Below are 24889 nucleotides of genomic sequence, written 5' to 3' on the forward strand. Positions count from 1 at the left end.
AGCCTTCCCACCCCACGCGTCACTCACGGAGGAAACATGAATATGATCGAATTCTCGCCGAAAGGCATCCGGCTTGCCGTCAGTCCCTTATCCTGGGCAAATGATGTTCTCGAGGATCTTGGCGCGGACATCTTGCTGGAGACCTGCCTCACCGACGCCGCGGAAGTCGGTTATCAAGGCATCGAACTTGGACGGAAATTTCCGCGCGATGCGGACGTGCTGCGACCGCTGCTGGGGAGTTTTGGACTTTCATTGGCGTCGGGTTGGCACTCCGGCGAGTTGGCTGAACGCAGTGTCGACGAAGAAATGGCCGCGGTCGCACGCCACGCCGGCCTGCTTCGTGCCATGGGCTGTGAGGTCATGGTCTATGGCGAGGTCGGGATGATGGCTCCCGGATCGCCGCTTGACCGGCCGATGTCGCAGCGAATGATCATGCCGAAGGAGGATGTGCCCGGATATGCCGCGCGTCTGACCGAGTTCTCGATGCGTCTCTTCGGGGACTATGGGCTGAAGTTTGCCTATCACCATCATCTCATGATGGTCGCGGAGACATATGACGAGGTTTCCCGATTGTTCGATCTAGCTGGCCGCGAAGCCGGTCTGCTTCTCGACACGGGACATTCTAAAGGCGGCGGGTTCGACTACCAGAGGCTCATAGATCGCTTTGGAGACCGCATCGTGCATATCCATCTGAAAGACGTTAGGGGAGGGGTGATGGACGAAGTTCGCCAACGAGACCTGAGCTTCAACGCAGGCGTCCGAGGCGGAATGTTCACCGTCCCGGGCGATGGCATCATCGACTTCGCCCCTCTTGCGAAGTTCGTGCGCGAAAGCGGTTATCGCGGATGGCTCGTGGTGGAGGCAGAACAAGATCCCGCGATTGCTCCTCCCAAAGCGGCGGTCGCACGCGCCATTCGGCACGTTGCGACAATTTTGGAAAGTTAGATGATTGGCCCAAGAGGCGCTGGACGGACCAGGAAGCTAGCGCCACTGGCAACTGGGGTCCGCTCAGCATACGCCGCGTGTCTTGCCTGCAGAACAGCGCAGTCAGCGCATCTTCGACGGTATGATGGAGGCTTTGCGCATCTTCGCCATCAATTTGCGAAGCCATCGAGCTTGGCGCCACTCCTAGTGCGCCTGAAATGGCGATGTCCGCTCCGATGGTTGCGAACATCGCGACAGGGGTCGCGCAGGCCTCGATCAATCGGCGCGCTGGTTCACCATGTGGCCTTGTCTCACGTGCTGGCCGCCGTGAGCAGCGGATAGTCGGTGTATCCGGTAGCATTTCCGCCGAAGAACGTGGTTTGGTCTGCTTGGTTCATCGCAGCATTGGTCTTAAGCCGATCGACGAAGTCAGGGTTTGCCAGCACAAGTTGGCCATAGGCCTCGAGATCGGCAAGACCGGCCGCAATATCGGCGCCAATGAGATCGCGCGAACGCCCTGGTCGGTTGACGATCAATGGTTGGTGCCACAGCTTTCTGATGTCTGCGAGCAGCGCATCGTTTCCGGTATGCATGATGTGGAGATAGGCAAGGTTCAATTCGTCGAGCTTGCGGACGAGGTAGCGGTAGAGCTCAGGGCCCTCAACGCCTTCGTCGATCCCCCACATTGCAAGTCCGGGTGACAGGCGGATTGCCGTGCGCGCTGCGCCGATTTCGGCTGCAATCGCCGCCGTTACGTCGATCGCGAAGCGCGCCCGGTTTTCGATCGAGCCTCCATACTCGTCCGTGCGCCTATTGGCGCTAGGTGCGAGGAACTGGTGGACAAGATAACCGTTTGCGCCGTGTATCTCGACACCATCAGCTCCAGCTTCGATTGCACGACGGGCGGCCAGGCGGAAGTCTGCCACGGTTTGACCGATTTCTCCGATGGTCAGGGCACGCGGAGCGGGAATGTCTTGCATGCCCGACAGGGTGAACATCGGAGCGCCTGGCGCTACCGCGGAAGGTGCGACGCCCTGGCGATGATGCGGCGTGTTGTTGGGATGAGACATGCGCCCGGCATGCATCAGCTGGAAGAAGATGCGGCCGCCGTTGGTGTGCACGGCCGAGGTCACTTTGCTCCAGCCTTCGACATGGGCATCCGTATAAATGCCGGGCGTCGTCAGGTAGCCCTGTCCGTCGTCCGAGGGCTGTGTACCCTCCGTAACGATCAAGCCGAGGCCGGCGCGCTGAGAATAATATTCGGCGGCAAGGTCGCTAGGCGTACCATCCGTGTTTGCGCGCGAACGGGTCATGGGAGCCATGACGAGCCGGTTCGCAAGCTCGATCTGGCCGACTGTAACGGGTTCGAAGATGTTGTTCATGTCAATGTTCCTTCTAACTGACGACACAGATATGAGCTTGTCCATTGAGCAGGATAACCCTAGGCTAATGGAAATGATTATCCATCTCATGGAGCAATTGTTTGGATTACCTGAACGACATGGCGCTCTTCGTTGAAGTGGTGAAAACACGCAGCTTTCGCCGCGCCGCAGAGATTCTCGGCATGCCAAATTCAACCTTGTCGCGCCGGATCGGCCTGTTGGAAGAGGGGATCGGGCTCAGGCTCCTCAATAGGACAACCCGCAAAATCGAGCTCACCGAAGCCGGCCAAATCTATTATGAACGCTGTAGCCGCATCGTCGAGGAAGCGCGGATCGCCTATGAGGAACTAGGCACGATGGTTGCACAGCCGACGGGGGTGCTCCGGGTGTCGTCATCGGTCGATTTCACGTTGACCTACATCGCTCCGCTTCTTCCGGAATTCGCGGAGCTATATCCAGGCATCAGTTTCGATCTCGACCTGACGCCTCGCAATGTCGACCTCGTTGGCGAACCTTTCGATCTGGCGATCCGGATGAGAGCACCGGAAAACCCTGGTCTGATCAGCCGCGTGATTGCCCGGATTCACGCTCAATTTTACGCGGCTCCGTCCTATCTCGACGCGAATGGTTCCCCCGGGCATCCGCAAGAGCTCGAACAGCATCAATGCCTGACAATGCCCACAATGCCGACATGGATGGTTCAATCGGGAGCAGAAGCAGCCAATCCGACGGTTCACGGCCGCTATCGGGTCAATAGCGTATCCATGATCCGTCAACTGGCGGTCCTTGGCATGGGAGTGGCGTTCCTTCCGGAACCTATCGTCTTGCAAGATTTAGCGGCTGGAAGGTTGCGGCGAATTCTGCCGCAATGGCAAGGCGCTGTCCAGACGGTCCATGCCGTGACCGAAACACGGCTCGTACCTGCCAAAACCCTGTGCTTCATCGAATTTCTAAAGGAAAAACTACGCTAGATTTGACAGGCATGGCCCAAATTGCGACCCTCCATCTCGTTGAATGGCGCAGACAATCGAGTTTGCCGGGCATGAGAATGGCTCGCTCGGCATATGTTTGCCGAACGGATCACCGCAGGAAGGTACGATCAAGAATCCAGGCTTTCAGTCAAGGAACGGTTCACGTCTCCCTTCGATCCCGGCATATCGAGGGTTCGATAGTCGACCTCGATCAGCGGCAGGTCCAGAGGTAGCCGCGTGGGCAAGCCGGGTTTGCAACGATCCGGCCTATGCCCTGCATCACGGTTTACCAAGCTGGCTGCGGAACGGCATCGAGCAGCATCCGCGTATATTGCTGTTTCGGGTGCGCAAAGATCTGCGAGACCACGCCTTCTTCAACGATTTTTCCATGGTGCATGACGACGACGCGATCACACAGGTGACGCACCACCGACAGATCATGGCTGATGAAGAGCAATGTCAGATTGAAGTGGCGTTTCAGTTCGAGCAGCAGATTGATGACCTGAGCTTGAATGGAAACGTCGAGGGAGGCGACGGGCTCATCGCAGACGATCAGCTCGGGCTGCATGGCAAGCGCGCGAGCAATCGCGATGCGTTGCCTCTGCCCGCCGGAAAACTGATGCGGGTAGCGATCGGCCAGTGCCGAGTCGAAAGCAACAGCCTTGAGCCAGCGGTTGACATAGTTGCGCGCATCCTTCTTCGTGCAAAGCCTGTGCGCTATCGGCCCATCGGCCACCGACTGAAATATCGTGCGCCTGGGATCAAGCGATGCGAATGGGTCCTGGAAGATCATCTGGACCGAGGTCCCGATCTTGCTGTCGTTTTCGCGCACCTTGCGGCCATCGACAAGGACATTGCCTGATGTCGGCGTGTAGATGCCACAGACGATCCGCCCCAGCGTGGATTTGCCGGAACCGGATTCGCCCACCAGTCCTAGCACCTCGCCGCGCGCAATCGTCAGGTTTGCCGATTGAACCGCGTGATTGACATGAGGTGGCTTGGCGATGCCGAGGCGCTGCGCAAAGCGACCCGCCGACCCCACCGGCTTCTGGAACACCATGTTAACGTCTTGAACGCTTACGAATTGCGGGTTCGCATCGATCGGCTTGTTCGGCTCATCGTCTGAAACAGAAAATTGCTCGGCATTTTCCGTGGCGCTTGATGTCAGCAGCTCCCCGGGGCGCTTTCTCGATGGCAGGGCATCGAGCAATCCTTGCGTATAGGGGTGCTTCGGCGAACCCAGCACTTCCGCTACTGAGCCCATTTCGACGATTTTGCCGAGCCGCATGACCGCAATCTTCTGCGATATCGATGCGACCGTCGCCAGATCGTGGCTGATCCAGATCATCGAGATGCCGAGTTCGGCGACAAGCGCCTTCACTTCCTTCAGTATTTCAGCTTGGACGGACACGTCGAGCGCCGTCGTCGGTTCGTCCGCAATCACCAGCTTGGGCTTATGCAATAGGGCGATCGCGATCGCGACGCGCTGGCGCATGCCGCCGGAGAACTGGTGTGGGTACTGATCGACCTTTTTCTCCGGCTCGATGATGCGCACCCGCGCCAGAGCATCGATCGCCCTGCGACGAACCTCGGCATCCGACGCCTTTTCATGCGCGCGGATCGCCATTGCAATCTGGTCGATGATCTTAAGCACCGGGTTGAGGGTCATCATCGGGTCTTGGAAGACCATCGAGATCTCCCGGCCGCGAATACTGCGCAGCTCGCCCTCGGACAATCCGACCAGCTCCCGGCCCTCGAAACGGATCGAGCTGCCTGACTGGATACGCCCAGGTTTGTCGAGCAGCCCGATCAGCGAAAAGCCCGTAATGGACTTGCCGGAACCGGATTCACCGACCAGCCCTAAAATCTGTCCCCTTTCGACATCGAACGAAATGCCATCGACGGACTTAACCGTCCCCCGTTCGGTTTCGAAGTAGGTGCGGAGATTGTCGACTTGCAGGAGAGCGGTCATTTGCGCAACCTCGGATTCAATATGTCCCTGATCTGATCGCCCATGAGGTTGATAGCCATGATCAGGATAATCAGCGCGACACCAGGATAGATCGAAATCCAGTAGCGCCCAGAGAGCAGATACTGGAAGCCGTTGGCAATCAGCATGCCGAGCGAGGGTTCTGTCGGAGGCAGGCCGACACCGAGGAACGACAGCGTCGCCTCGAGCGAAATCGCTGACGCGACCTGCACGGTTGCGACGACGATGAGGGGCGGCAGCGAGTTGGGCAAAATATGCCGCGTCACGACATGCCAGCCGCTCATCGGTATGGAGAGTGCGGCCTGCACATAGTCCTTCTGTCGCTCAGCCGATGCGGCGCCATGAGCGGTTCTGACAAAATAGGCATATTGCGCAAAGACGAGCGCCAGAATCAGCTGCCATTTTCCTTGCCCAAGCAGAGCGGCGACGACAAAAGCCAGGAGAATGGCAGGAAATGACAGCTGGACGTCGACGAGACGCATGATGAACGTCTCGGTGCGTCCGCCGAGATAGGCCGCGAAACACCCGACGATGGCACCGAGGCTGAATGCAATGGCACCGGCGATGAGGCCCATCTCGAGCGAAATGCGCAGCCCATAGATCATCGCGGACAGAAGATCTCTGCCCTGACTGTCGGAGCCCAGCCAATAGTGCATTCCACTCGCGCCAACGTAGCCCGGCGGCCGGCGGGCATCACGCAATACCAACGATTTCAAATCATATGGATCTTGTGGCGTTATCCATGGTGCAAATATGGCTAGTAGAACGATGACAGCAACGACTATCAGCGCGATAACCGCGATCTTGTTCTTTGCAAAAGCGCGCCAGAACTCCATTAGCGGTGAGACATTTTGCTGGGGAGTGCTGATCTGATTGGAAGTCGACATCTCAGCGGCCTTTCTGGCGAAGTCGTGGATCGAGGAAGGCATAAGCCAGATCGACGCAGAGATTGATGACGACAAATAGAACTGCAACCATCATCAGATAAGCCACCATGACCGGGCGATCCAATGAGGCAATCGAATCGACGATAAGCTTGCCGAGTCCCGGCCAGTTGAAAATGGTTTCCGTGACCAACGCGAAGGCAACGGTAGAGCCGAGCTCAAGTCCGAATACGGTCACGAGCGGTATGGAAATCAGTTTCAGCACATGCTTGCGCAGGATCGTTCCTTCCGGAATGCCGGCAGCACGCGCAAACTTGATCGTGTCGGTGGTCATGATCTCGCGAGTGCCGGCGGCCGCCAGTCTGCACATCATCGCCATCTTGAACAATGCCAGATTGAGAACGGGTAGAGCGAGGTGCATCCATCCGTCCCCGGTCAGGAACGAGAATGGGACACCGAAGAGATCGATTGTCGCTCCTCGTCCGCCTGCCGGCAAAATACCAAGCTGTACGGCGAAAATCATGATGAGCATAAGACCGATCCAGAAGGTCGGCACGGAAAATCCCAAGATCGAGCCAGCCAGGATCAGCTTCGGCAGAAACCCGTCAGGCCGATAACCCGCATAGACACCGAGGGGCACACCGATCACCGACGCAAGCAGTACAGCGATAACGGCAAGCTCCAGCGTTGCCGGCAATCGCTGTGCAATCAGCTCAACGACTGGCATGTTGAACACGAACGACCTGCCGAAGTCTCCGCTGACCGTTTTAAGGACAAAATCGATATACTGCTTCCAGAGAGGCTGATTGAGTCCGTATTCCTCGATGACCCGCTGGCGAATTTCCTGTGTAACATCAGGAGATATCAGTACGTCGATAGGGTTGCCGATGACGTAGACACCGATGAAGACGAGGATGGACATGACGATCAGGACAATGAGCGCCTGCCCCGATCTGCGAAGGATGAATGAAGCCATGTGCTTCTCTCTGGATGCGTCCCCTGTTCTTACGCAAAGGATCGTGCGTTAAAACGATAAATCCGGCGTCTCAATGCCAGTCATGCTCGATTTCATGCCGCGTCTCTTCGACGGCGACCTTCCAGATTTCCATCATGTCCTGGTCGGGCCGCTGGAATACGCCGTGGTAGTTGCCTTCGGCTATGCGCTCGCGCTTTCGTCCCGCGTCGACACGCGCCGTCGCGGCAAAGTCTATGCGATCTTTTTTGAAGTTCGGAACCGGGGCACCTTCCAGGCGCGTCCATGGAAAGTTTTCCATCCAGCTTGCATGGCTGGCGGCGGAATCGATCTCCAAAACTTTTGCCATGGTCTTCGGAGCGCGCCACCAGTCATGAAGCTTGACCGACGTATCGCGATGGCTGTTCATCCATTCCGACAACAGCGGATTGATCGGCGTGTTGCCGCCGTGGCCGTTGACGATGAGAATGCGGCGGAAGCCGGCATGATAGACGCTGTCGAGTATGTCCTCGACGACATTGATGTAGGTGCGAAGCGAGAGGGTTATCGTACCTGGAAAATCCGCAAAGCCGGAGGCCATGCCATAGGGCAGGCAGGGGAAGACGGGCACGCCCGTCGGCTGCGCCGCATCGACCGAGACACGCTCGGCGAGGATCATGTCGGTCGCGAGGCTCAGATAGGCGTGCTGCTCAACCGATCCGATTGGAAGGATACAGCGATCGTCTTCCTTGACGCGGGCCTCGACCTGCGACCAATGCATGTCCTGAATGCGCATTTTCGTCTCCTGGAATATCGGGAATCAGGCACCAGAGCGCACCAACCCCTCACGAAGAAGCCGGTGCGACGAGCATCTCCGCATTTTGTTTGTTTTGTAATTCAGTTCCATTAGGAACAAAAAAATGGAGTTGACGCAACAAATATTTTAAATATCGTCCCAAATAGTACTAATTGGAAAATCTGATCGGGTTTTGTCGATGGACGAGCTATTGCGCACTGCCCTTTATGAAGGACGAGCCGGGAGAGACGAGCCGGGGCTTTCAAGTCTCTCGGAAGACGATCCCCTCTACCCCAAGCTCTGGCGGAATCCCTGTTGGTTTTCCTTTCGCCTGAACTACCTGGCATTGCAATTCAACAACCCGGTCTATGGGCTGATCCAACAGCAACTTGGATTGTTGCGGCCCGAATTCGTCGTGCTTTGGTCGCTCTATTTGAGCGATGAGCTCACATTGACCGAAGTCGTCCGCTCCTCGGGTTTTCCGAAAAACACTTTGAGCCGCGCTGTTACCAAATTGGACACGCTCGGCATGATCAGCCGCGAACTCGACCAGATTGATCAGCGGCGCGTTGCGCTGAAACTGACGGAAAAGGGCCGTGCCGCGGTCGAGGCGGTCGAGGAAAAGATGATGAGCTACGAGCGGACGATGCTCGAATGCCTCTCGCCTGCGGAACGCCTGAACCTCTCCGAAATCCTGACCAAGCTTGTTGTTGCCTCCGAAAGCTGGCCCCAGCAACTGGTACCCGACCTTGAGCCTGAAGACGATGGAGACGACGCCTCCTGACGACGGGCGCAAACAACCGGCGGCAAGCCGTTCTTGCCCATGAGAAATAGATAAGGGAACACATGACAATACGCTCCGTTTTCAAGGCCGCATTGCTGGCCGCGACCATCATGATGCCGCTGTCGGCGATCGCCGCAGACCTCGTCATCGCCACCAAGTCCGGTCCGGCTTCGATGGACCCGCATTTCACCGCGACCTCAGCCAATGCCGAGGCGACCAAGCATATATTCGATACCTTGCTGAAGTCCGGCAACAAGCTTGAAGTCGAACCTTCTCTGGCCGTCAGCTGGAAGCCGGTTGACGACACCACCTGGGAGTTCAAGCTGCGCGAAGGTGTCAAGTTCCATGATGGATCGGACTTCACCGCCGAAGACGTGAAATTCTCGATCGAGCGTATTCCGAACGTCACTGGTCCAAACCCCTCGACCATCTATGTCCGCAGGGTCAAGAGCGTCGAAGTTGTCGACCCGCATACCGTTCGCGTCAAGACCCTTGGGCCGGCACCGACACTTCCCAACGATTTCGTCCGGCTTTTCATCGTGTCTCATAAGGCGGCGGCCGCTTACTCGACGAAAGAGACGGCAGCGGACGGCTTCAATTCAGGCAAGGCGACCATCGGTACAGGTCCCTATAAATTCGTCAAATGGGCGCCGACGCAGGATCTTGTCCTGGAAAAGTTCGATGGCTACTGGGGCGACGCCCAGCCTTGGGATCATGTCATCCGCAAGGAAATACCGAACGATGCCGCCCGTGTTGCGCAGTTGAAAGCCGGCCAGGTCGACTTGATCTCCAAGGTTCCGTCGACGGACCTCGCGGCTCTTCAATCCGATTCCAAGCTCGAGGTGGTCAAGGACGAGTCGGTCTATATTCCCTATCTGGAATTCGACTTCCGTAAAGATAGTCCGCTGGTTTGGGATAAGTCGGGAAAGAAGCTGGACAAGAATCCCTTCCTCGATCCGCGCGTACGCGAAGCATTCGATCTTGCCATAGATCGCCAGACGATCACCGAAATTGCGCTTGAGGACATGGGCAAGGTTCCCACGCAAATGGTGGCCTCGAACATTTTCGGATACAACGAGCACATCGTACCCAGCGCCTTTGACGTAACAAAGGCGGCCAAGCTGATGGCCGACGCAGGCTATCCGAACGGCTTCAAGGTGTCGCTGAACTACGCCAACGACCGCTTGCCGACGGAGCTCGGGCCGACCGTCGCTCAGTTGCTCGCTGCTATCAATGTCCAGGTCGATGTCAATGGTGCCCCGGCGGCCGTGTTCAACCCTGCCAAGACCCGCGGCGAATATTCGTTGTATATGGCCTCCTGGGGTACGCTGACGGGTGAGGCCAACTATATGCTGTCGTCTCTGATGCATACCAACGATGCCAGCAAATCGCTTGGCGCATTCAACACGCGTGGATATTCCAACCCGGAAATGGACAAGCTGATCGAGGATGCCGCCAGCGAAATGGACGAGGCCAAGCGTCGCGATCTGCTTGAAAGGGCCAACCTGCTCGTCTCCACCGACAGGCCGGATCTTCCGCTTGCCGTGAACGTGTCGGCATGGGGCGTGAAAAGGGACAAGATTTCCTACACGCCGCGCTCTGACGAGGACACGTTGGCGATGGATGCTCGCCCTAAGTGAGATAGGCAGGTTTCCTGGCGGTGAAGTTGCCGCCAGGGCTTTATCTGCGCCTCAAGCTTCGGGGCTCTACGAAGGTCTCGTCCGGCGCGGCTGAACGGGTGCCAATCGCGTTGAGGGGCCCCGGCAGCCCAGCACGATGGAAGGACGTCAGCGCCGTTGGCGTTTGATGTCCAGGCGTCCTATTTCCTACAACCAAGGTCGGCGGATCTGACATTGTCCGCCACCTTGGCAACTGGGGAAGAGCGGGATTCACGCTCGTCAAACTTTGCTCACATGGCGATCACATAATAGTCACATAATAGTGCAGAAAGACGACGGACAAACATTTGCCATCACAGGGCGTTTTTGCTGCCTGACGACGTCCAATCCCGGTCGCCGCGTTCAGGGAATGATGAACATGGCCGAATTGCAGCGTTCATCTCGGCTTAAGAGCCCAAAGGCGCTGATAGCCTGCATTCTTATCGTCGGAATAGCCGGTACAGTATGGGCGAAAAGGGCGTCCATAGAAGCGGAGCTGACGGGGCCTGATCACTCCGTTGCGAATGGTGGCGCAAAACCAGCACAAGATGCCGGTGTCCCGGTCACCCTTGCTTCCGCTCGATCACAGGATTTTCTCGTCAATCTCGATGAGCTTGGAACGGTTCAAGCGTTGAACACTGTCACCGTCCATTCGCAAATCACCGGTCGCATAGCCAAGGTCGATTTCACGCAAGGGCATATGGTGAACAAGGGCGCCCCGCTCGTGGAGATCGATCCGCAGAGCTATGAGGCGGCACTCGCGCAGGCAAAGGGGCAACTGGCGCGCGACCAGGCCTTGCTAAAGGGCGCTCAGGTGGATCTCGATCGGGACAGCAAGCTGGCCACGCAGCACGCCGCTTCGCAGCAGACATTGGACGACCAGGCGGCACTTGTCGCTCAGGATCAGGGAACCGTTCAGGCAGACCAAGCGGCTGTGCAGGCTGCGAGCGTCAACCTGGCCTATTGCCGGATCGCAGCACCATTTACGGGGAGGGTAGGCTTCAGCCTGATCGATGTGGGCAACCTGGTGCAGCCTACCGATACGACCGGTATTGTTACCATAGCGCAGGTCCAGCCGATCAGCGTGGTCTTCCCAGCCCCTCAGGATCAGCTCCAGGCGGTCACCAAGGCGCTCGCGTCGGGCGACGTGCCGGTAGAGGTGATAAGCGAGGATGGTAAGACCGTGCTTTCGCAAGGCACGCTTTCTTACATCGACAACCAGATCAATGTCGCAACCGGCACAATCAATCTCAAGGCGACGTTCGCGAATGCGGATGACGCGCTTTGGCCGGGGCAGTCGGTGACGGTCAGGCTGGGCGTCTCGACGCTGAAGAATGTGGTGCAGATTCCGCTCGACGCGGTGCAACACGGCCCGGATGGCTTGTTTGCCTATATTGTCGGGCCTGATCGCAAGGCTCAGGTTCGACCGATAAAGGTTTCAGAGACCGGCAACGGTAGTGTCGTGGTTAGCGACGGCGTGAAGCCTGGCGAGACGGTGGTAACAGATGGTTCCTATCGCGTGCAGCCCGGCAGCCTTGTCGCTGACGTCAGGCAGCAGGTCGCCACGGACGCATCGCCTGCGACAGCAATAGCTTCCCCGTAGACTAAGACGATCGCTGTTTCCGGTGCAACTGAATGACAAGAGTGAGAAGCTCGCATGGCTCAGTTTAGTGGTCCGTCGGCGCCATTCATCAAACATCCAATCGCCACCTCGCTCATCATGGCGGGCATCCTGCTCATCGGCATAGTGGCATACCCCTTGCTGCCCGTTGCGCCGCTGCCGCAAGTGGATTTTCCGACCATCCAGGTCTCGGTGCAGTTGCCCGGCGCAAGCCCCACCATCATGGCGTCGTCCGTTGCGCAGCCGCTCGAAACCGCCTTTGCCTCGATCGCCGGCGTGAGCGAGATGACCTCATTGAACTCGCTTGGTTCGACGCAGATCACCCTGCAGTTCGATCTGGATCGAGATATCGACGGCGCCGCCAACGATGTGCAGGCGGCCATCAATTCCGCGAGCGGCCAGCTTCCGACGAACCTGCCCAATCCGCCGACCTATCGCAAGGTCAACCCGGCGGATTCGCCGATTCTTCTCCTCTCGGCGACGTCGGACACCCTACCATTGACGACCGTCGACAACGAGGTCGAGACGAAGCTCGGCCAGCAGATCAGCCAACTTCCCGGCGTCGCGCAGGTGCTTTACGGCGGACAACAAAAGCCGGCCATCCGCGTGCAGCTGGACCCGAGCAAGATGGCGGTCAGGGGCTTGACGCTGGAGGATGTGCGAACGCAACTGAACGGCGTCACCGAAAACAACCCGACCGGCAATATCGACGGCCCAACGCGAAGCTACACCATCTATACCAACGGCCAGCTCACCGAGGCATCGAAATGGAACGATGTCATCGTCACCTATCAGAATGGCTCGCCGCTCTATATCCGCGATATCGGCCAGGCCGTCAGCGCGGCGCAGGACAGCAAGCAAGCGGCCTGGGCCAATGGCAAGCGGGGCATCTTCTTGATCATCTTCAAGCAGCCGGGCGCGAATGTGATCCAGACGGTCGACAGCATCACGGCCGAGTTGCCGCGCCTGACGGCGTCGATGCAACCGGGCATCAAGGTCGGCATCCTCAGCGATCGAACGCAGACGATCCGGGCCGCCGTTAGCGACGTGCGAACGACACTTCTGATCACCGTGCTGCTTGTGATCGGCGTCATCTTCGTGTTCCTGCGCAGCGTCCGGGCCACAATCATTCCGAGCTTGACCGTGCCGCTTGCCTTGTTCGGTGCCTGCGCAATGATGTGGATTGCCGGCTTCACGCTCGACAATCTCTCGTTGATGGCGCTGACCATCGCGGTCGGCTTTGTGGTCGACGACGCGATCGTTGTTTTGGAGAACATCCAGCGCCATATCGACGAGGGCATGAGCGGCTTTGAAGCGGCTATGACCGGCGCGGGTGAGATCGGCTTTACGATCCTGTCGATCAGCCTCTCGCTCGTCGCCGTCCTTTTGCCGCTGCTGTTGATGAGTGGCATCATCGGGCGCCTGTTCAGGGAATTCTCGGTGACGCTTGCTATGACGATCGCCGTATCGGCCTTCGTGTCGCTGACGTTGATACCGATGCTGGCGTCACGCTTCCTGCGCAACCACGGAGAAACTCGTCACGGCAGGCTTTACGCCCTCAGCGAACGCGGGTTTGACGCGATGACGAACGGCTATGAATGGGCGCTTGATCTCGCGCTGAAATTCCGTCTGATCACGCTTGCCGTCTTCTTCGCGTCGCTGGTCCTCTCCGTACTCCTCTTCATCTGGATACCCAAGGGCTTCTTTCCGCAACAGGACACCGGGCTGATCACGGGGCAATCCGAAGCGGCGCAGGACATTTCCTTCGCCAAGATGCTCGACCGCGAGCGGCAGCTGGGCGCCATTGTCCAAGCGGACCCGGACGTGGCGAGCGTTGCCATGGCTGTGGGCGGCGTCGGCAATCCGTTGAACACGGGTCGGATGTTCATTACCCTGAAGCCGCGCGACCAGCGTCAGGCGAGCGCCGACGAGATCATTCGGCGGCTGCAGCCAAAGCTACAGAAAGTCGAGGGCGCGCGCCTCTTCCTCCAGGCGGCGCAAGACGTGCGTGTCGGTGCTCGCGCATCGCGCACCCAGTATCAGATGAGCATGACCAGCGCCGATATCGACGCACTCGACAGCTGGTCGCCGAAGGTGCTCGCCAAGATGCAGACGTTGCCCGGCCTCGAGGGCGTCGCCTCGGACCAGCAAACGAACGGCTCGACGCTGACCTTGACCATCGACCGCGCCCAGGCGCAGCGCTACGGCATTCAGCCGGAAGCGATCGACAATACGCTGGACGACGCCTTCGGTCAGCGCCAGATCGCCCAGTATTTCACCCAGCTGTCGAGTTATGACGTCATCATGGAGGTACTGCCGAGCCTGCAGAGCGACGTCAGCACGTTGGACAAGCTCTACGTGAAGGCCTCAGACGGGTCGGATGTCCCGCTCTCCGTCCTGGCGCACTGGACCACCGTACCGGTGCAACCGCTCCAGATCAGCCACGAAAGCCAGTTCCCCTCCGTCACGATCAGCTTCAACCTTGCGGCAGGCACGTCCATCGGCGTCGCCGCGGACAGGATCAATGCGGCCCTGCATCAGATGAACCTGCCGACATCGATCAACACCAGTTTCGAGGGCACGGCGCAGGCGTTCCAGCAGTCGCTGTCTTCCGTCCCACTGCTGCTGCTTGGCGCACTCGTGGTTGTCTATCTGATCCTCGGCGTCCTTTATGAGAGCTACATTCATCCCCTGACCATCCTGTCCACCTTGCCGTCGGCCGGTGTCGGGGCGATGGCGACGCTGATGCTGCTCGGCTATGACTTCAGCCTGATCGCATTGATCGCGGTCATCCTCCTCATCGGGATCGTCAAGAAGAACGGTATCATGATGGTTGATTTTGCCATCGAGGGAGAGCGCAATCAGGGATTGACGAGCGAGCAGGCGATACGCAAAGCGGCGCTGATCCGGTTCCGGCCGATCATGATGACCACCATGGCGACCATGTTGGGGGCGGTGCCGCTGATGCTCGGCCACGGGACAGGATCGGAACTTCGCCAGCCCCTGGGCTTTGCGATGTTCGGGGGCTTGGCCGTCAGTCAAGCACTGACCTTGCTCACTACGCCGGTTGTCTACCTCTATCTCGATGGGTTTTCCAATTGGCTTACCAAGAACCGCGAGAATTCGCCCAAGGAGGAGGCGAGACGAGAGCAGCTCAAAGCCCTGCATTAAGCTGGGACGGATAATGAGCGCCAAACCGGTTGCGGAAACCGACCGGCAAGCGGTACGGCTCTGAAGCCTCTTGGTCTCTGCCACTCGGTTTTCCGCGAACGGATACCCGCGAGATTAATACCTTCCTGGCTTGAGCAAGGATACTCGTCGCAGATAGCCTGAATTGGGATCACAAGCGTTCAACAGCGGCGGCGTTGCTTCACGATCAAGATTTTTCGCGGGGAAGGGACGGCAGCCCGTCCCTCGGCAATCGCTCAGATGTTGGCAGCGGTATATATTTCAAAGGGAAGAATGTGCTGCGATACGCTTGGAGATCGATGGGTGTCCAGCGCTTCCGCCATTGCTCTCACCAGCGTATCCGCCAGTAATCGCGCCGGATGGGAGAGCACCACCTTTATCAATCCTTCGGCCAGGCCGGCGCGTGTCTCGTTCGTCAGCTCGTGAGCCACGACCATGAGCCGCTTGGCTGCGGGGCCACCATCGTCGCGAAGAGCGCGCATGACGCCGGTTACGCCGCCTCCGGCAACATATAAGCCGACCCAGTTTTCCTCCTTCGCCAACAGGTTGCGCGTGAGCTCGTAGGCGATATCGGGTTCTTCCTGGGTTCCGAGGGTCTCCATCATCTGGAACTCGGAAGCGCTCTCCCGGAAATATGATCGAAAGCCCATTTCGCATAATTCCTGCGACAGGTAGCGGTGGCTTCCGACGAAGACGGAGACCTTGCCGGGGTTGGCATTGACGTTGTCGATGAACCAGGCCGCGGTTCGTCCCTTTTTCACGCAATCATTGCCGACATAGCCTGCGCGGCCGGGTGCCGTCAGGTCGGAAATCATGGTGAATACAGGTATCCCCTCGGCCTCAAGGCCGTCGACAGCGTGGTTTATCTGCGGGTGGTCCGACGTAATCACGCTGATGACGTCGACTTCCCGGCTCAGTGCCAGCATCGCATTCGCTGTGTTTTCGGGCGCGAGTTCGTCGTCGAACCGGACGATGGCCCTGCCATGCGCTTCCGGATAGGTTTCGACCGCCTTCGTCAGGACCTCTCCCCACATCCGATAGAGCTTGCGGTGGGACTGCTTCAAGAGGAAGCCGAATTTGATGATCGGCTTTTCCTTTTCGAGCCGGCGCTTAATGGCTGTCACGCCGTGAAAGCCGATGCGCTCGGCTGCCTCAAGCACGCGTTCGGCCGTTTGTTGACGAACCGGGTCGCGGCCGTTCAAGACCCGGTCTACCGTGGAAACCCCTACATTTGCGGCCTTGGCAAGGTCGGCGATGGTTGGCCTGGACATAAGGTTCTCCCAGAAAATGAGAGTCAGTATGGTATCTTTTGGGAGAATCGTCCAGCGTCAAATTGACAGAAATGGGGGCGTGTGGTGATTTCAGCGCCACTGGAGGAAGCATTCAGTCATCGAAATGAAGCGCCGGAAGGCGGAACTTGGGAGGAGCAGACATGTCTGCGGCCATGGGATCGGCGCGTCTTGGAGACAGCGCAAGCAGACATTCTTCGCAGGGCGATGACCTCGTTCTCGAGATGCGTGACATCGTCAAGGCATTTCCCGGCGTGCTTGCTCTTGATGGAATGAACCTCAAGGTTCGCGCCGGCACCGTCCATGTCCTTGTCGGCGAAAACGGAGCGGGCAAGTCGACGCTGATGAAGATCCTGAGCGGGACCTATGCCATCGATGGTGGCGAGATCTTCTTCAAGGGTGAGGCGCTGACCGGGCAGAGCACTTCGGCTGCGCTCGAACGCGGGATCTCCATGATCCACCAGGAACTGAGCCCGGTTCTTGACATGACGATCGCCGAAAACATCTTCCTCGGTCGTGAACCCGCCCTGTCCGGCAAGGGCTTTCTGTCGCGCTTCGTCGATTTCGCCAGAATGAATGCCGACACCAAGGCGCTGCTCGACAGGCTTGGTCTCAAATATAGTCCGGATACGAAGATGCGCGATCTTTCGATCGCCGCCATGCAGTTGATCGAGATCGTAAAGGCGATCTCTCGTCAGGCCTTGCTCGTCATCATGGACGAGCCGACCTCGGCGATCAGCGACACCGAGGTCGCCATGCTGTTCCGGCAGATCGCCGACCTCAAGGCAAACGGCGTCGCCATCATCTACATCACCCACAAGATGGATGAAATCTTCCAGATCGCCGACGACATCACCGTCATGCGCGACGGCCAGTTCATCGCGACGGCGCCTGCGAGCGAATATGATCCTTCCAAGCTGATCTCGCAGATGGTCGGCCGCACGATTTCCAGCATCTTTCCAAAGGAAGAGGTTCCGATCGGCGATGTCGTGCTCTCGCTCGAGAAGCTCACCCGAACCGGTGTCTTCGAGAATGTCAGTTTCACCGTTCGCGCCGGCGAGATTCTGGGTTTGTCCGGTTTGATCGGTGCCGGTCGCACCGAGGTGGCGCGCGTCATTTTCGGCCTTGATGAAGCCGATGGCGGAACCGTGCGCCTGAACGGTACCTCGCTGAAACTCACATCGCCAAAGGATGCGATCTCCCGCGGCATCGCGATGGTATCCGAGGACAGGAAGGCTGAAGGGCTGGTCCTGTGCCGGTCGGTCGGCGAAAACATCTCGCTTGCCAATCTTAAGAAATTTGCAGGCGGCCTCTTCATCAGCGAAAGGCAGGAGGAAACAGCCGCCCAACGCATGATCAAGATGCTACAGATCAAGACGCCGGATACGGCGATGATCGTCGAAAACTTGAGCGGCGGCAATCAGCAGAAGATCGTGCTCGCCAAATGGCTTCTCGGCGACCTCAAGCTCCTGATCCTCGACGAGCCGACACGCGGCATCGACGTCGGATCGAAATCCGAGATCCACAGGCTGATGACTGAGTTCGCCAGGCAGGGCCTGGCGATCATCATGATCTCGTCGGAGCTGCCGGAAATCTTGGGGATGAGCGACCGCGTCGTTGTGATGAGCGAGGGCCGGGTCGCCGGCGAACTGACAAGAAGCGAGGCCAATCAGGAAAGCATCATGCGCCTCGCAACGGGAGGACATTGATGAGTACCGAACCGATGGCTGCGGTCACGAAGGGCGCGACGCCCAAACCCCAAACGAAATCTCATGGGATCGACTTCGCCCTGATCTACCGCAAATACGGCACCATCCTGATCTTTGCCGGCATCTGCATCCTGGCCTCGCTGCTGAGCCCCACCTTTCTGACGGAGGCGAACCTCACGAATGTCCTGCGCCAGGTCGTCGTCGTCAGCCTTCTTGCCTGCGGCGTCACCTTCATCATCATTCTCGGCCAGATCGACGTCTCGCTTGGATCGGTGCTGGCGCTGTGCGGCGTAATCGCAACAAGTGTTATGGCAACGACCGGAAGCATTGCGCTTGCCGTGGCCGCGGGCGTCGCCATGGGTATAGTGACGGGCTTCATAAATGGCTTTGTGATTACGTTTTTTCGCATCCCGTCCTTCATCATGACGCTGGCGATGACGACCGTCGCAAGAGGTGCCGTGCTGCTTTATACCGGCGGTGCGCCTGTCTCCGGTCTTGGCGAATTCAAGGTCATCGGCCAGGGTTCCATCGGGCCTGTACCGATCTCGGTGCTTATCCTCGCCATCTTCGTCGTGATCTCATGGATATTGCTGAACAAGACGAAGTTCGGGCGCTATGTCTATGCCGTCGGTGGCAACGGCCGCGCTGCGCGCGCATCCGGCATCAACCCCGACAGCATCGTCGTGAAGGCGTTCATCTACAACGGAATTCTCTGTGCGATCGCCGGCATCGTCCTGATGTCCCGCATCAATTCGGGCCAACCGGCAGGCGGCGTCGGCTATGAATTCGATGCGATCACCGCTGTCGTCGTCGGCGGCACCAGCCTGATGGGCGGCACAGGAACGATTACCGGTACCATCATCGGCTCGATGATCATCGGCGTCATCAACAACATCCTCAATCTCATGAATGTCAGCTCGTACTGGCAGCAGATCATCAAGGGCCTGATCATCGCGATCGCCGTCATCCTTGATGTTTGGACGAAATCGGCCCGCAGCAAGAAGAAGGCCTGATCGAACAGTTCCCGCAAGTAACGAACCGCACACGCGGAGGACCACCTGTGTGTCGGCGCGAAAGGGCGCGCCGAAAAGCCTGAACTTTGTAACGCCCAATGGGAGGAGAAGAACCAATGAAATTCATGACCAAACTCGCACTGGCGGCAGCCGTATCGATCGCTGCTTTGTCCGCGACCAGCACATTTGCCGCCGACAAGTTCGTGGTCGGCTATGCCAATATGGCGGATACCGACGTCTTCGTCATGGCGCGCAAGACGGCTTTCGTCGATGCCGCCAAGTCCGATCCGAACGTCGACATCAAGTTTGCCGATGCCAACAACGATGCGAGCAAGCAGCTCGACCAGATCGACAATTTCATCGCCCAGAAGGTCAATGCCATCGTGGTCGTCCCTGTTGACTATCAGGGCATCGTTCCGGGCGTCGAGAAGGCCAATGCGGCCGGAATTCCGGTTGTCGCACTCGGCATCCAGTCGGCCGGCGGCAAATATACTTTCGTCGGTTCCAAGAACGTCGACGCCGGCAAGATGCAGGCCGAATACATGAAGGCGAAGCTGCCGAAGGACGCGCAGATCCTCTATCTGGAAGGCACTCCCGGTCTCTACCATTCGCAGGAACGAAAGAAGGGCTTCGAGGAAGCGCTCGGACGTCCGGACGTGAAGATCCTCGCGAGCCTGACCGGAAACTACGACCGCGCCGAAGGCATGAAGGTCACGGAAGACTGGATCCAGAGTTTCCCGAAGTTTGACGCTATCGTCGCCGCGAACGACCAGATGGCGCTCGGTGCACTGGAAGCATTGAAGGGTTCCGACCGTCTGAAGGGCGTGATGATCGCCGGCGTCGACGGCGTGCCGGATGCGCTCAAGGCAATCAAGGCGGGCGAGATGTCCCAGACGATCTTCCAGAATGCCGGTGGTCAGGCGAAGGCCGCTTTCGAAGTGGTGGAAGGCATCAAGAAGGGTGAACAGCCGCCGGCTGAGAAGCTGGTGCCGTTCGAGTCCATCACCAAGGACAATGTCGATCAGTACATGAAGAAGTAATTCCTCCCGAGCGGGCGTGCCGGGGCGGGAGGCGTCCCGGCACGCCGATCCAACATGCAATGACGTCAGCGGAGCCAATGAAATGATGCGTCTTAGTCTGGTAACCGACATTCTCGGCTACCTCCCATTCGAGGATATGCTCGACACTGTGTCCAAGCTCGGGTTCGAGGCTGTCGAACTCGGTTGCGGCAACTGGTCGAAGGCGCCGCATCTGAAGCTCGACGAACTGCTGTCGAGCGAGCTTGCGCGGAGGGAGTTTTTAGCCGCCCTTGAGCGCCGCGGCCTGTCGATCGCCGCGCTCAATTGTTCCGGCAACCAGCTCCACCCCGGTCCAATTGGCGAGGAGCATCACGCCGTCGTCGACAAGACCTTCCGCCTTGCGGAAAAGCTTGGTGTCAAGACTGTTGTCATGATGTCCGGCTGCCCTGGCGGCACGCCAACGGATGCGCTGCCGAACTGGATTACCCATGTCATCCTGCCGGAGCACGAGAAGGCGCTCGACTATCAGTGGAACGAGGTCCTCATCCCGTATTTCCAGAGGGCGGGCCAGCTTGCCCGGGAATGCGGCATCAAGGTCGCCATCGAGAACCTTGGCGCGACGATGATCCACAACCCCGCCAACATGCTGAGGCTGCGCGAGCATGTCGACCCCGTGATCGGCATGAATTTCGATCCGAGCCACCACATGTGGATGGGTGGCGATCCGATTGCGGCCTTGCGTCTGCTTGGCGAGGCGATCCACTACATGCATGCAAAGGACGTGCGCCTCGAGCGGACGCTTGCCGAGGCCAATGGCCTGATCGACACCTACTGGATCAACGATATCGCAAGGCGGTCCTGGAACTACGTGGCTCTCGGCCACGGGCACGATGTGCAGTGGTGGAAGGAGTTCTTCGCCGTTGCTCGGCTGGTTGGTTATGACGGCCCCGTCAGCCTCGAAATGGAGGATGCCGGGATGGAGCCGCTCACCGGTGTCAAGAAATCCCTGACCACGCTGAAGCTCGCCTTGCCGCGTGATTTCGACTGACCCATTCAAAGGAATAGGAAACATGCTCAAGATCGGTGTTATCGGAACCGGCGCTATCGGCCAGGAACATATCGAGCGATTGCACAACAAACTTGTCGGTTCGACGGTCGTTGCCGTCAACGACATCAACAGGTCGCAGGCCGGAGAGGTTGCCAGGCGCCTGACACCCGCCGCCCGCGTCTTCGAAAACGGGCACGATCTCGTGGCCGATCCCAACGTCGAGGCTATCGTGGTCACGTCCTGGGGGCCGACGCATGAGGAGTTCGTGCTAGCCTCGATCGCGGCCGGCAAGCCCGTCTTTTGCGAAAAGCCGCTCGCGACGACCGCTGCAGCCTGCCTCAACATCGTCAATGCGGAAGTCGCAAGCGGCCGCCACCTCGTCCAGGTCGGCTTCATGCGCCGTTACGACAAGAGCTATCGCCTGCTGAAGCAGCAGATTGACAGCGGCAATCTCGGCGAACCGCTGATGGTTCATTGCGCCCACCGCAATCCGAATGTTCCGGACGTCTATGGCGGCGACATGGCGATTACCGACAGCTTCCCGCACGAGATCGATGTGCTCCGCTGGCTGCTGGATGACGACTACATCTCCGCGCAGGTCATCATGCCCAGGAAGACGAAACATGCGCGCAAGGATCTGGACGATCCCCACATGATCCTTCTCGAAACCAGGAAGGGTGTCCGGATCGACGTCGAGGTCTTCGTCAATTGCCCCTATGGTTATGACATCCAGTGCCAGGTCGTCGGAGAGGACGGCATCGGTTATCTGCCCGAACCCATGAGCGTGTTGTTGCGCAAGGATGCGAAGCTCAGCCACGAAATCCTTCAGGACTGGAAGCTGCGTTTCATCGACAGCTACGATGTCGAGCTTCAGGAGTGGATCGACTCTGTCAAGGTGGGTGTCGTGCGCGGGCCGACCGCCTGGGACGGTTACTTCGCGGCCGTGACCGCCGATGCCTGCGTAGAGGCCAAGCACTCTGGCCAGATCGTGCCGATCCGGATCGGGGAGCGCCCCGCTTTCTATGCCCCGGCGGCGTTGAAGCCTGCCGCCTAGGCAATTGATAGAGGAGGACAACACATGAAGATTGCACTCGATCCGCACATGCACCGACATCTGCCGCTCAACGAACTGTGCCGCAAGGCGGCCGAGCTTGGCTACGAATATATCGAGGTTTCGCCGCGTGACGATCTGCTTCCGTGGTGGGTACGGCCACGCGCGCACAAGCAGCGCATCAAGGAGTTCAAGAAGGCACTCAAGGACCATGGCGTCCAGGTGGCTTCGCTTTTGCCGATGTATCGCTGGGCAAGCCCGCATGAAGACGAACGGCAGGCTGCGGTCTCCTATTGGAAGGAGGCCATTCATCTTGCCGTCGAGCTTGGCGTCGATACGATGAACTCCGAGTTCGGACGAGGGCCGTCTCCCGATCGCGGCCACCGCTCCAATTGCTGCGGCGGACACTTTACGCACGAGCATAGTGAAGCTGCCTGGTGGCGGTCGATCGAAGAGCTGGTGCCGGTCTTCGAAAAGGAAGGCGTCAACCTGAACATGGAGCCGCATCCCGAGGACTGGTGCGAGACGCTGCATCCGGCGATCGACATGCTGAAGATGATCGGCTCGAAGAACGTCAAGTTCCTCTACTGCGCGCCGCATACCTTCTACTTCGGCGACGACATGGCGAAGATGATACGCGATGCCGGCGAACTCATCGCGCATGTCCATGTGGCCGATACCTACAACCACCGCGCCTCGTCCGGTTTGCGCTACATCATCAACCCACCGGGCGCCAAGGTCACGATCCACCAGCACATGGACATGTATCAGGGGGAGATTAACTGGGATGTATTCTTTTCGTCGCTTGCCGATGTCGGGTTCGACGGGATCGTGACAGCCTGCGTCTTCGGTTGGGAAGACCGAGCCGACGCTTCCGGCCGCTTCATGCGCACCGAGATCCAGAAATACGTCGACAAGTACTGGAAGAAGTAGGCAGCAAAAGTCTGCGGACAGGTCCTTTGCTCCGACTGCGGCCTTTGCCCGGGAATTGGATGAAGCGGCGAGAAACGCGTGCGTTGTTCTCGCCGTCTATCGTCATCGCCGGCGGACTTGCCGAAGTTCTTCCTCTAATGCATCTTCCGCGCGAGACGATGACTGTGTAGGATGATAGAACGTGTGTCAATTATCCCCGACCGGAGACTCCCCATGGCTGAGGTTTTGTTGTTCCATCATGCACAGGGGCTGACCGCGGGCGTGCGTGCATTCGCCGACGAGTTGCGGGCTGCCGGCCACGTCGTGCATACGCCCGACCTGTTCGACGGACGCACGTTCCAGAGCATCGATGATGGTCTTGCCTATATCGGTGAGGTCGGATTCGACGACCTGCGGGAGCGGGGCGTTCGCATCGCCGATGATCTGCCTTCTCAGCTCGTCTATGCCGGGTTCTCGTTCGGGGTACTTCCGGCGCAGAAGCTCGCACAGACGCGGCCCGGCGCCCGCGGAGCCCTGCTCTTCCACTCGTGCCTGCCGATCAGTGGCAAGTGGGCCTTTGGGCCTTGGCCGGATGGCGTTGCGGTCCAGATCCACGGTATGGACAAGGACGCCATCTTCGTCGGTGAGGGTGATATCGACGCTGCTCGCGAGATCGTGGCGAAGGTCGAAGACGCAAAGCTTTTCCTTTATCCAGGCGATCGGCACTACTTCGCCGACAGTTCTCTTGCATCGTATGATGCCAGTGCAGCCGCGCTGCTCACCAGCCGGGTGCTTGAGTTCCTGGACCGCGCCTGAGTCATGCCGGCGTTTTGAGCCCGGTCCTGAAGATGCATCCGTAATGCAATTGCGTATGAGGTTCGGATCAGGAAAGGCCACCGCTCTAAGCGACGCCAAGACATGCAATTCGGCTTAAGGAACTAAGCTATCGATAATATTTTATCGCCGTAGTTCTATTGAACTGTCAGCTCAATCGGGTTCATCTCAGCCGCTCGGCTGAGGCTTAGGCTACGTCTTCTCGGCCGGCCAATAATAAAGGGCTGCGGCCCCACGCAATCCAGCGCCGTTTCTGGATGCATCGACGCGGCGGTCTCGAAACCAGAAGGTGAGAGAGACGACCGCCGTTCCGGGACGGAGCATGCTGTCGAGGAACGCGCCGACCTTGGGCATCGGTCTGATCATGAGATAGCAGGTGATCGCGTCTGCATCGCTGACGTCCTGACGAAAGAAGTCGCCCCAATGGATCGAAAGGTTCCGGATGCCTCGTGTTCTCAGTCTTGCAAACAGGAAGGGTAAGGGAGAGAGCTCGAATCCGTGAATTTCCGCATCCGGAAACGCACGAGCGAGCGCTATTGCAAGCGAGCCCCATCCACTTCCAAGTTCGTAGATTTTCGGTCGTGGCGGGAGGTTTGCCTGGCGGAGCAGGTCTATCACGTCGGTAATTACGGCTGCGCTCGAGGGCATCGGCGGCACACCGGTGACGAGATGAAACAGAAGGATCGAGAGGCACGACAGTGTGACGATGCAAAGCAAAGCTATGGAAGGAAGGTCCGACATGGATTGGCTAACTCGATATCCGGCAGTAAAGAGGCCGCCTGGCGACGACGCCCAAGGAAATGACTTTGTATCTCATGCCTGGATAGAAGGGAAAGGCGCAGAGGCGACCTTGGAGATGCAAC

The 24889-nt window shown here is 58.6% G+C and carries 20 protein-coding genes and 1 pseudogene; 13 read left to right on the plus strand and 8 right to left on the minus strand.

All coding sequences use genetic code 11. The features are described from left to right. Window positions 1–36 precede the first annotated feature (36 nt). The gene (gene iolE, locus BJ928_RS16635; RefSeq protein WP_047631372.1) at window positions 37–945 is read left to right on the plus strand and encodes a myo-inosose-2 dehydratase; all 909 of its coding nucleotides are present in this window, start codon (window positions 37–39) and stop codon (window positions 943–945) included. A 290-nt stretch (window positions 946–1235) separates the two neighbouring features. Here the strand turns inward: iolE and BJ928_RS16640 are convergent, their stop codons facing one another. Beyond that, complete coding sequence (locus BJ928_RS16640) at window positions 1236–2306, minus strand: alkene reductase (protein WP_047631370.1); 1071 nt, start codon at window positions 2304–2306, stop codon at window positions 1236–1238. Between the two features lie 101 nt (window positions 2307–2407). Between BJ928_RS16640 and BJ928_RS16645 the strand changes: the two genes are divergently transcribed. Continuing rightward, the gene (locus BJ928_RS16645; protein ID WP_120296577.1) at window positions 2408–3277 is read left to right on the plus strand and encodes a LysR family transcriptional regulator; all 870 of its coding nucleotides are present in this window, start codon (window positions 2408–2410) and stop codon (window positions 3275–3277) included. Window positions 3278–3563: 286 nt separating this feature from the next. Here the strand turns inward: BJ928_RS16645 and BJ928_RS16650 are convergent, their stop codons facing one another. The 5 genes and pseudogenes from BJ928_RS16650 to BJ928_RS16665 form a co-directional block, all read right to left on the minus strand. Next, window positions 3564–5249, minus strand: coding sequence for an ABC transporter ATP-binding protein (locus BJ928_RS16650; RefSeq protein WP_047631369.1), 1686 nt, complete (start codon window positions 5247–5249; stop codon window positions 3564–3566). After that, complete coding sequence (locus BJ928_RS16655; RefSeq protein WP_348628226.1) at window positions 5246–5923, minus strand: ABC transporter permease; 678 nt, start codon at window positions 5921–5923, stop codon at window positions 5246–5248. The genes BJ928_RS16650 and BJ928_RS16655 overlap by 4 nt, the downstream gene beginning before the upstream one ends. 72 nt (window positions 5924–5995) lie before the next feature. Further along, window positions 5996–6196: pseudogene (locus BJ928_RS39805) on the minus strand (hypothetical protein); the annotation flags it as partial. After that, entirely contained in the window at window positions 6156–7127 is a 972-nt protein-coding gene (locus BJ928_RS16660; RefSeq protein ID WP_047631366.1) for an ABC transporter permease, read from the minus strand. The pseudogene BJ928_RS39805 and the gene BJ928_RS16660, both read right to left, overlap by 41 nt. 70 nt (window positions 7128–7197) lie before the next feature. Then, window positions 7198–7899 carry a creatininase family protein gene (locus BJ928_RS16665; RefSeq protein WP_047631365.1) on the minus strand — a complete coding sequence of 234 codons (702 nt, stop codon included), beginning with the start codon at window positions 7897–7899 and terminating at the stop codon, window positions 7198–7200. Between the two features lie 199 nt (window positions 7900–8098). Here BJ928_RS16665 and BJ928_RS16670 point away from each other — a divergent pair, with 199 nt between their 5' ends. The 4 genes from BJ928_RS16670 (at window position 8099) to BJ928_RS16685 (ending at window position 15133) form a co-directional block, all read left to right on the plus strand. Next, window positions 8099–8683: a MarR family transcriptional regulator gene (locus BJ928_RS16670; RefSeq protein ID WP_052227664.1), complete on the plus strand. Its 585-nt coding sequence runs from the start codon at window positions 8099–8101 to the stop codon at window positions 8681–8683. 62 nt (window positions 8684–8745) lie between these two features. Then, a complete protein-coding gene (locus BJ928_RS16675) occupies window positions 8746–10323 on the plus strand; it encodes an ABC transporter substrate-binding protein (protein WP_047631364.1) in 1578 nt (525 codons plus the stop codon). 397 nt (window positions 10324–10720) lie between these two features. Next, a complete protein-coding gene (locus BJ928_RS16680) occupies window positions 10721–11944 on the plus strand; it encodes an efflux RND transporter periplasmic adaptor subunit (RefSeq protein WP_183079421.1) in 1224 nt (407 codons plus the stop codon). A gap of 54 nt (window positions 11945–11998) precedes the next feature. Then, complete coding sequence (locus tag BJ928_RS16685) at window positions 11999–15133, plus strand: efflux RND transporter permease subunit (RefSeq protein WP_047631361.1); 3135 nt, start codon at window positions 11999–12001, stop codon at window positions 15131–15133. A gap of 254 nt (window positions 15134–15387) precedes the next feature. On the opposite strand, the gene BJ928_RS16690 is transcribed toward BJ928_RS16685, so the two are convergent. Beyond that, the gene (locus tag BJ928_RS16690; RefSeq protein ID WP_047631359.1) at window positions 15388–16422 is read right to left on the minus strand and encodes a LacI family DNA-binding transcriptional regulator; all 1035 of its coding nucleotides are present in this window, start codon (window positions 16420–16422) and stop codon (window positions 15388–15390) included. Between the two features lie 173 nt (window positions 16423–16595). Here BJ928_RS16690 and BJ928_RS16695 point away from each other — a divergent pair, with 173 nt between their 5' ends. From BJ928_RS16695 to BJ928_RS16725, 7 genes are all read left to right on the plus strand, one after another. After that, the gene (locus BJ928_RS16695; RefSeq protein ID WP_052227692.1) at window positions 16596–18149 is read left to right on the plus strand and encodes a sugar ABC transporter ATP-binding protein; all 1554 of its coding nucleotides are present in this window, start codon (window positions 16596–16598) and stop codon (window positions 18147–18149) included. Continuing rightward, complete coding sequence (locus tag BJ928_RS16700; RefSeq protein WP_047631357.1) at window positions 18149–19162, plus strand: ABC transporter permease; 1014 nt, start codon at window positions 18149–18151, stop codon at window positions 19160–19162. The genes BJ928_RS16695 and BJ928_RS16700 overlap by 1 nt, the downstream gene beginning before the upstream one ends. Window positions 19163–19278: 116 nt before the next feature. After that, window positions 19279–20202 (plus strand): sugar ABC transporter substrate-binding protein, encoded by a 924-nt coding sequence (locus BJ928_RS16705; RefSeq protein ID WP_047631355.1) that lies wholly within the window; start codon window positions 19279–19281, stop codon window positions 20200–20202. Window positions 20203–20284: 82 nt separating this feature from the next. After that, entirely contained in the window at window positions 20285–21229 is a 945-nt protein-coding gene (locus tag BJ928_RS16710) for a sugar phosphate isomerase/epimerase (RefSeq protein WP_120296579.1), read from the plus strand. Window positions 21230–21251: 22 nt separating this feature from the next. Continuing rightward, complete coding sequence (locus BJ928_RS16715; protein ID WP_047631353.1) at window positions 21252–22283, plus strand: Gfo/Idh/MocA family oxidoreductase; 1032 nt, start codon at window positions 21252–21254, stop codon at window positions 22281–22283. Window positions 22284–22307: 24 nt separating this feature from the next. Beyond that, window positions 22308–23213 carry a sugar phosphate isomerase/epimerase gene (locus tag BJ928_RS16720; protein WP_047631352.1) on the plus strand — a complete coding sequence of 302 codons (906 nt, stop codon included), beginning with the start codon at window positions 22308–22310 and terminating at the stop codon, window positions 23211–23213. 171 nt (window positions 23214–23384) lie between these two features. Beyond that, a complete protein-coding gene (locus BJ928_RS16725) occupies window positions 23385–24008 on the plus strand; it encodes a dienelactone hydrolase family protein (protein WP_082011849.1) in 624 nt (207 codons plus the stop codon). A gap of 210 nt (window positions 24009–24218) precedes the next feature. Here BJ928_RS16725 and BJ928_RS16730 read toward each other — a convergent pair whose 3' ends face one another. Beyond that, complete coding sequence (locus tag BJ928_RS16730) at window positions 24219–24767, minus strand: class I SAM-dependent methyltransferase (RefSeq protein WP_052227662.1); 549 nt, start codon at window positions 24765–24767, stop codon at window positions 24219–24221. Window positions 24768–24889: the final 122 nt, after the last annotated feature.

Source organism: Rhizobium sp. WW_1 (assembly GCF_003610155.1).
GTDB lineage: Bacteria > Pseudomonadota > Alphaproteobacteria > Rhizobiales > Rhizobiaceae > Rhizobium > Rhizobium tropici_A.

What these genes read in the sequence shown, in the direction of transcription:
- iolE (WP_047631372.1), top strand. Translation starts at nt 37, where the DNA reads ATGAATATGATCGAATTCTCGCCGAAAGGCATCCGGCTTGCCGTCAGT.
- BJ928_RS16640 (WP_047631370.1), bottom strand. Translation starts at nt 2,306, where the DNA reads ATGAACAACATCTTCGAACCCGTTACAGTCGGCCAGATCGAGCTTGCG.
- BJ928_RS16650 (WP_047631369.1), bottom strand. Translation starts at nt 5,249, where the DNA reads ATGACCGCTCTCCTGCAAGTCGACAATCTCCGCACCTACTTCGAAACC.
- BJ928_RS16655 (WP_348628226.1), bottom strand. Translation starts at nt 5,923, where the DNA reads ATGCACTATTGGCTGGGCTCCGACAGTCAGGGCAGAGATCTTCTGTCC.
- BJ928_RS16660 (WP_047631366.1), bottom strand. Translation starts at nt 7,127, where the DNA reads ATGGCTTCATTCATCCTTCGCAGATCGGGGCAGGCGCTCATTGTCCTG.
- BJ928_RS16665 (WP_047631365.1), bottom strand. Translation starts at nt 7,899, where the DNA reads ATGCGCATTCAGGACATGCATTGGTCGCAGGTCGAGGCCCGCGTCAAG.
- BJ928_RS16670 (WP_052227664.1), top strand. Translation starts at nt 8,099, where the DNA reads ATGGACGAGCTATTGCGCACTGCCCTTTATGAAGGACGAGCCGGGAGA.
- BJ928_RS16675 (WP_047631364.1), top strand. Translation starts at nt 8,746, where the DNA reads ATGACAATACGCTCCGTTTTCAAGGCCGCATTGCTGGCCGCGACCATC.
- BJ928_RS16680 (WP_183079421.1), top strand. Translation starts at nt 10,721, where the DNA reads ATGGCCGAATTGCAGCGTTCATCTCGGCTTAAGAGCCCAAAGGCGCTG.
- BJ928_RS16685 (WP_047631361.1), top strand. Translation starts at nt 11,999, where the DNA reads ATGGCTCAGTTTAGTGGTCCGTCGGCGCCATTCATCAAACATCCAATC.
- BJ928_RS16690 (WP_047631359.1), bottom strand. Translation starts at nt 16,422, where the DNA reads ATGTCCAGGCCAACCATCGCCGACCTTGCCAAGGCCGCAAATGTAGGG.
- BJ928_RS16695 (WP_052227692.1), top strand. Translation starts at nt 16,596, where the DNA reads ATGGGATCGGCGCGTCTTGGAGACAGCGCAAGCAGACATTCTTCGCAG.
- BJ928_RS16700 (WP_047631357.1), top strand. Translation starts at nt 18,149, where the DNA reads ATGAGTACCGAACCGATGGCTGCGGTCACGAAGGGCGCGACGCCCAAA.
- BJ928_RS16705 (WP_047631355.1), top strand. Translation starts at nt 19,279, where the DNA reads ATGAAATTCATGACCAAACTCGCACTGGCGGCAGCCGTATCGATCGCT.
- BJ928_RS16710 (WP_120296579.1), top strand. Translation starts at nt 20,285, where the DNA reads ATGATGCGTCTTAGTCTGGTAACCGACATTCTCGGCTACCTCCCATTC.
- BJ928_RS16715 (WP_047631353.1), top strand. Translation starts at nt 21,252, where the DNA reads ATGCTCAAGATCGGTGTTATCGGAACCGGCGCTATCGGCCAGGAACAT.
- BJ928_RS16720 (WP_047631352.1), top strand. Translation starts at nt 22,308, where the DNA reads ATGAAGATTGCACTCGATCCGCACATGCACCGACATCTGCCGCTCAAC.
- BJ928_RS16725 (WP_082011849.1), top strand. Translation starts at nt 23,385, where the DNA reads ATGATAGAACGTGTGTCAATTATCCCCGACCGGAGACTCCCCATGGCT.
- BJ928_RS16730 (WP_052227662.1), bottom strand. Translation starts at nt 24,767, where the DNA reads ATGTCGGACCTTCCTTCCATAGCTTTGCTTTGCATCGTCACACTGTCG.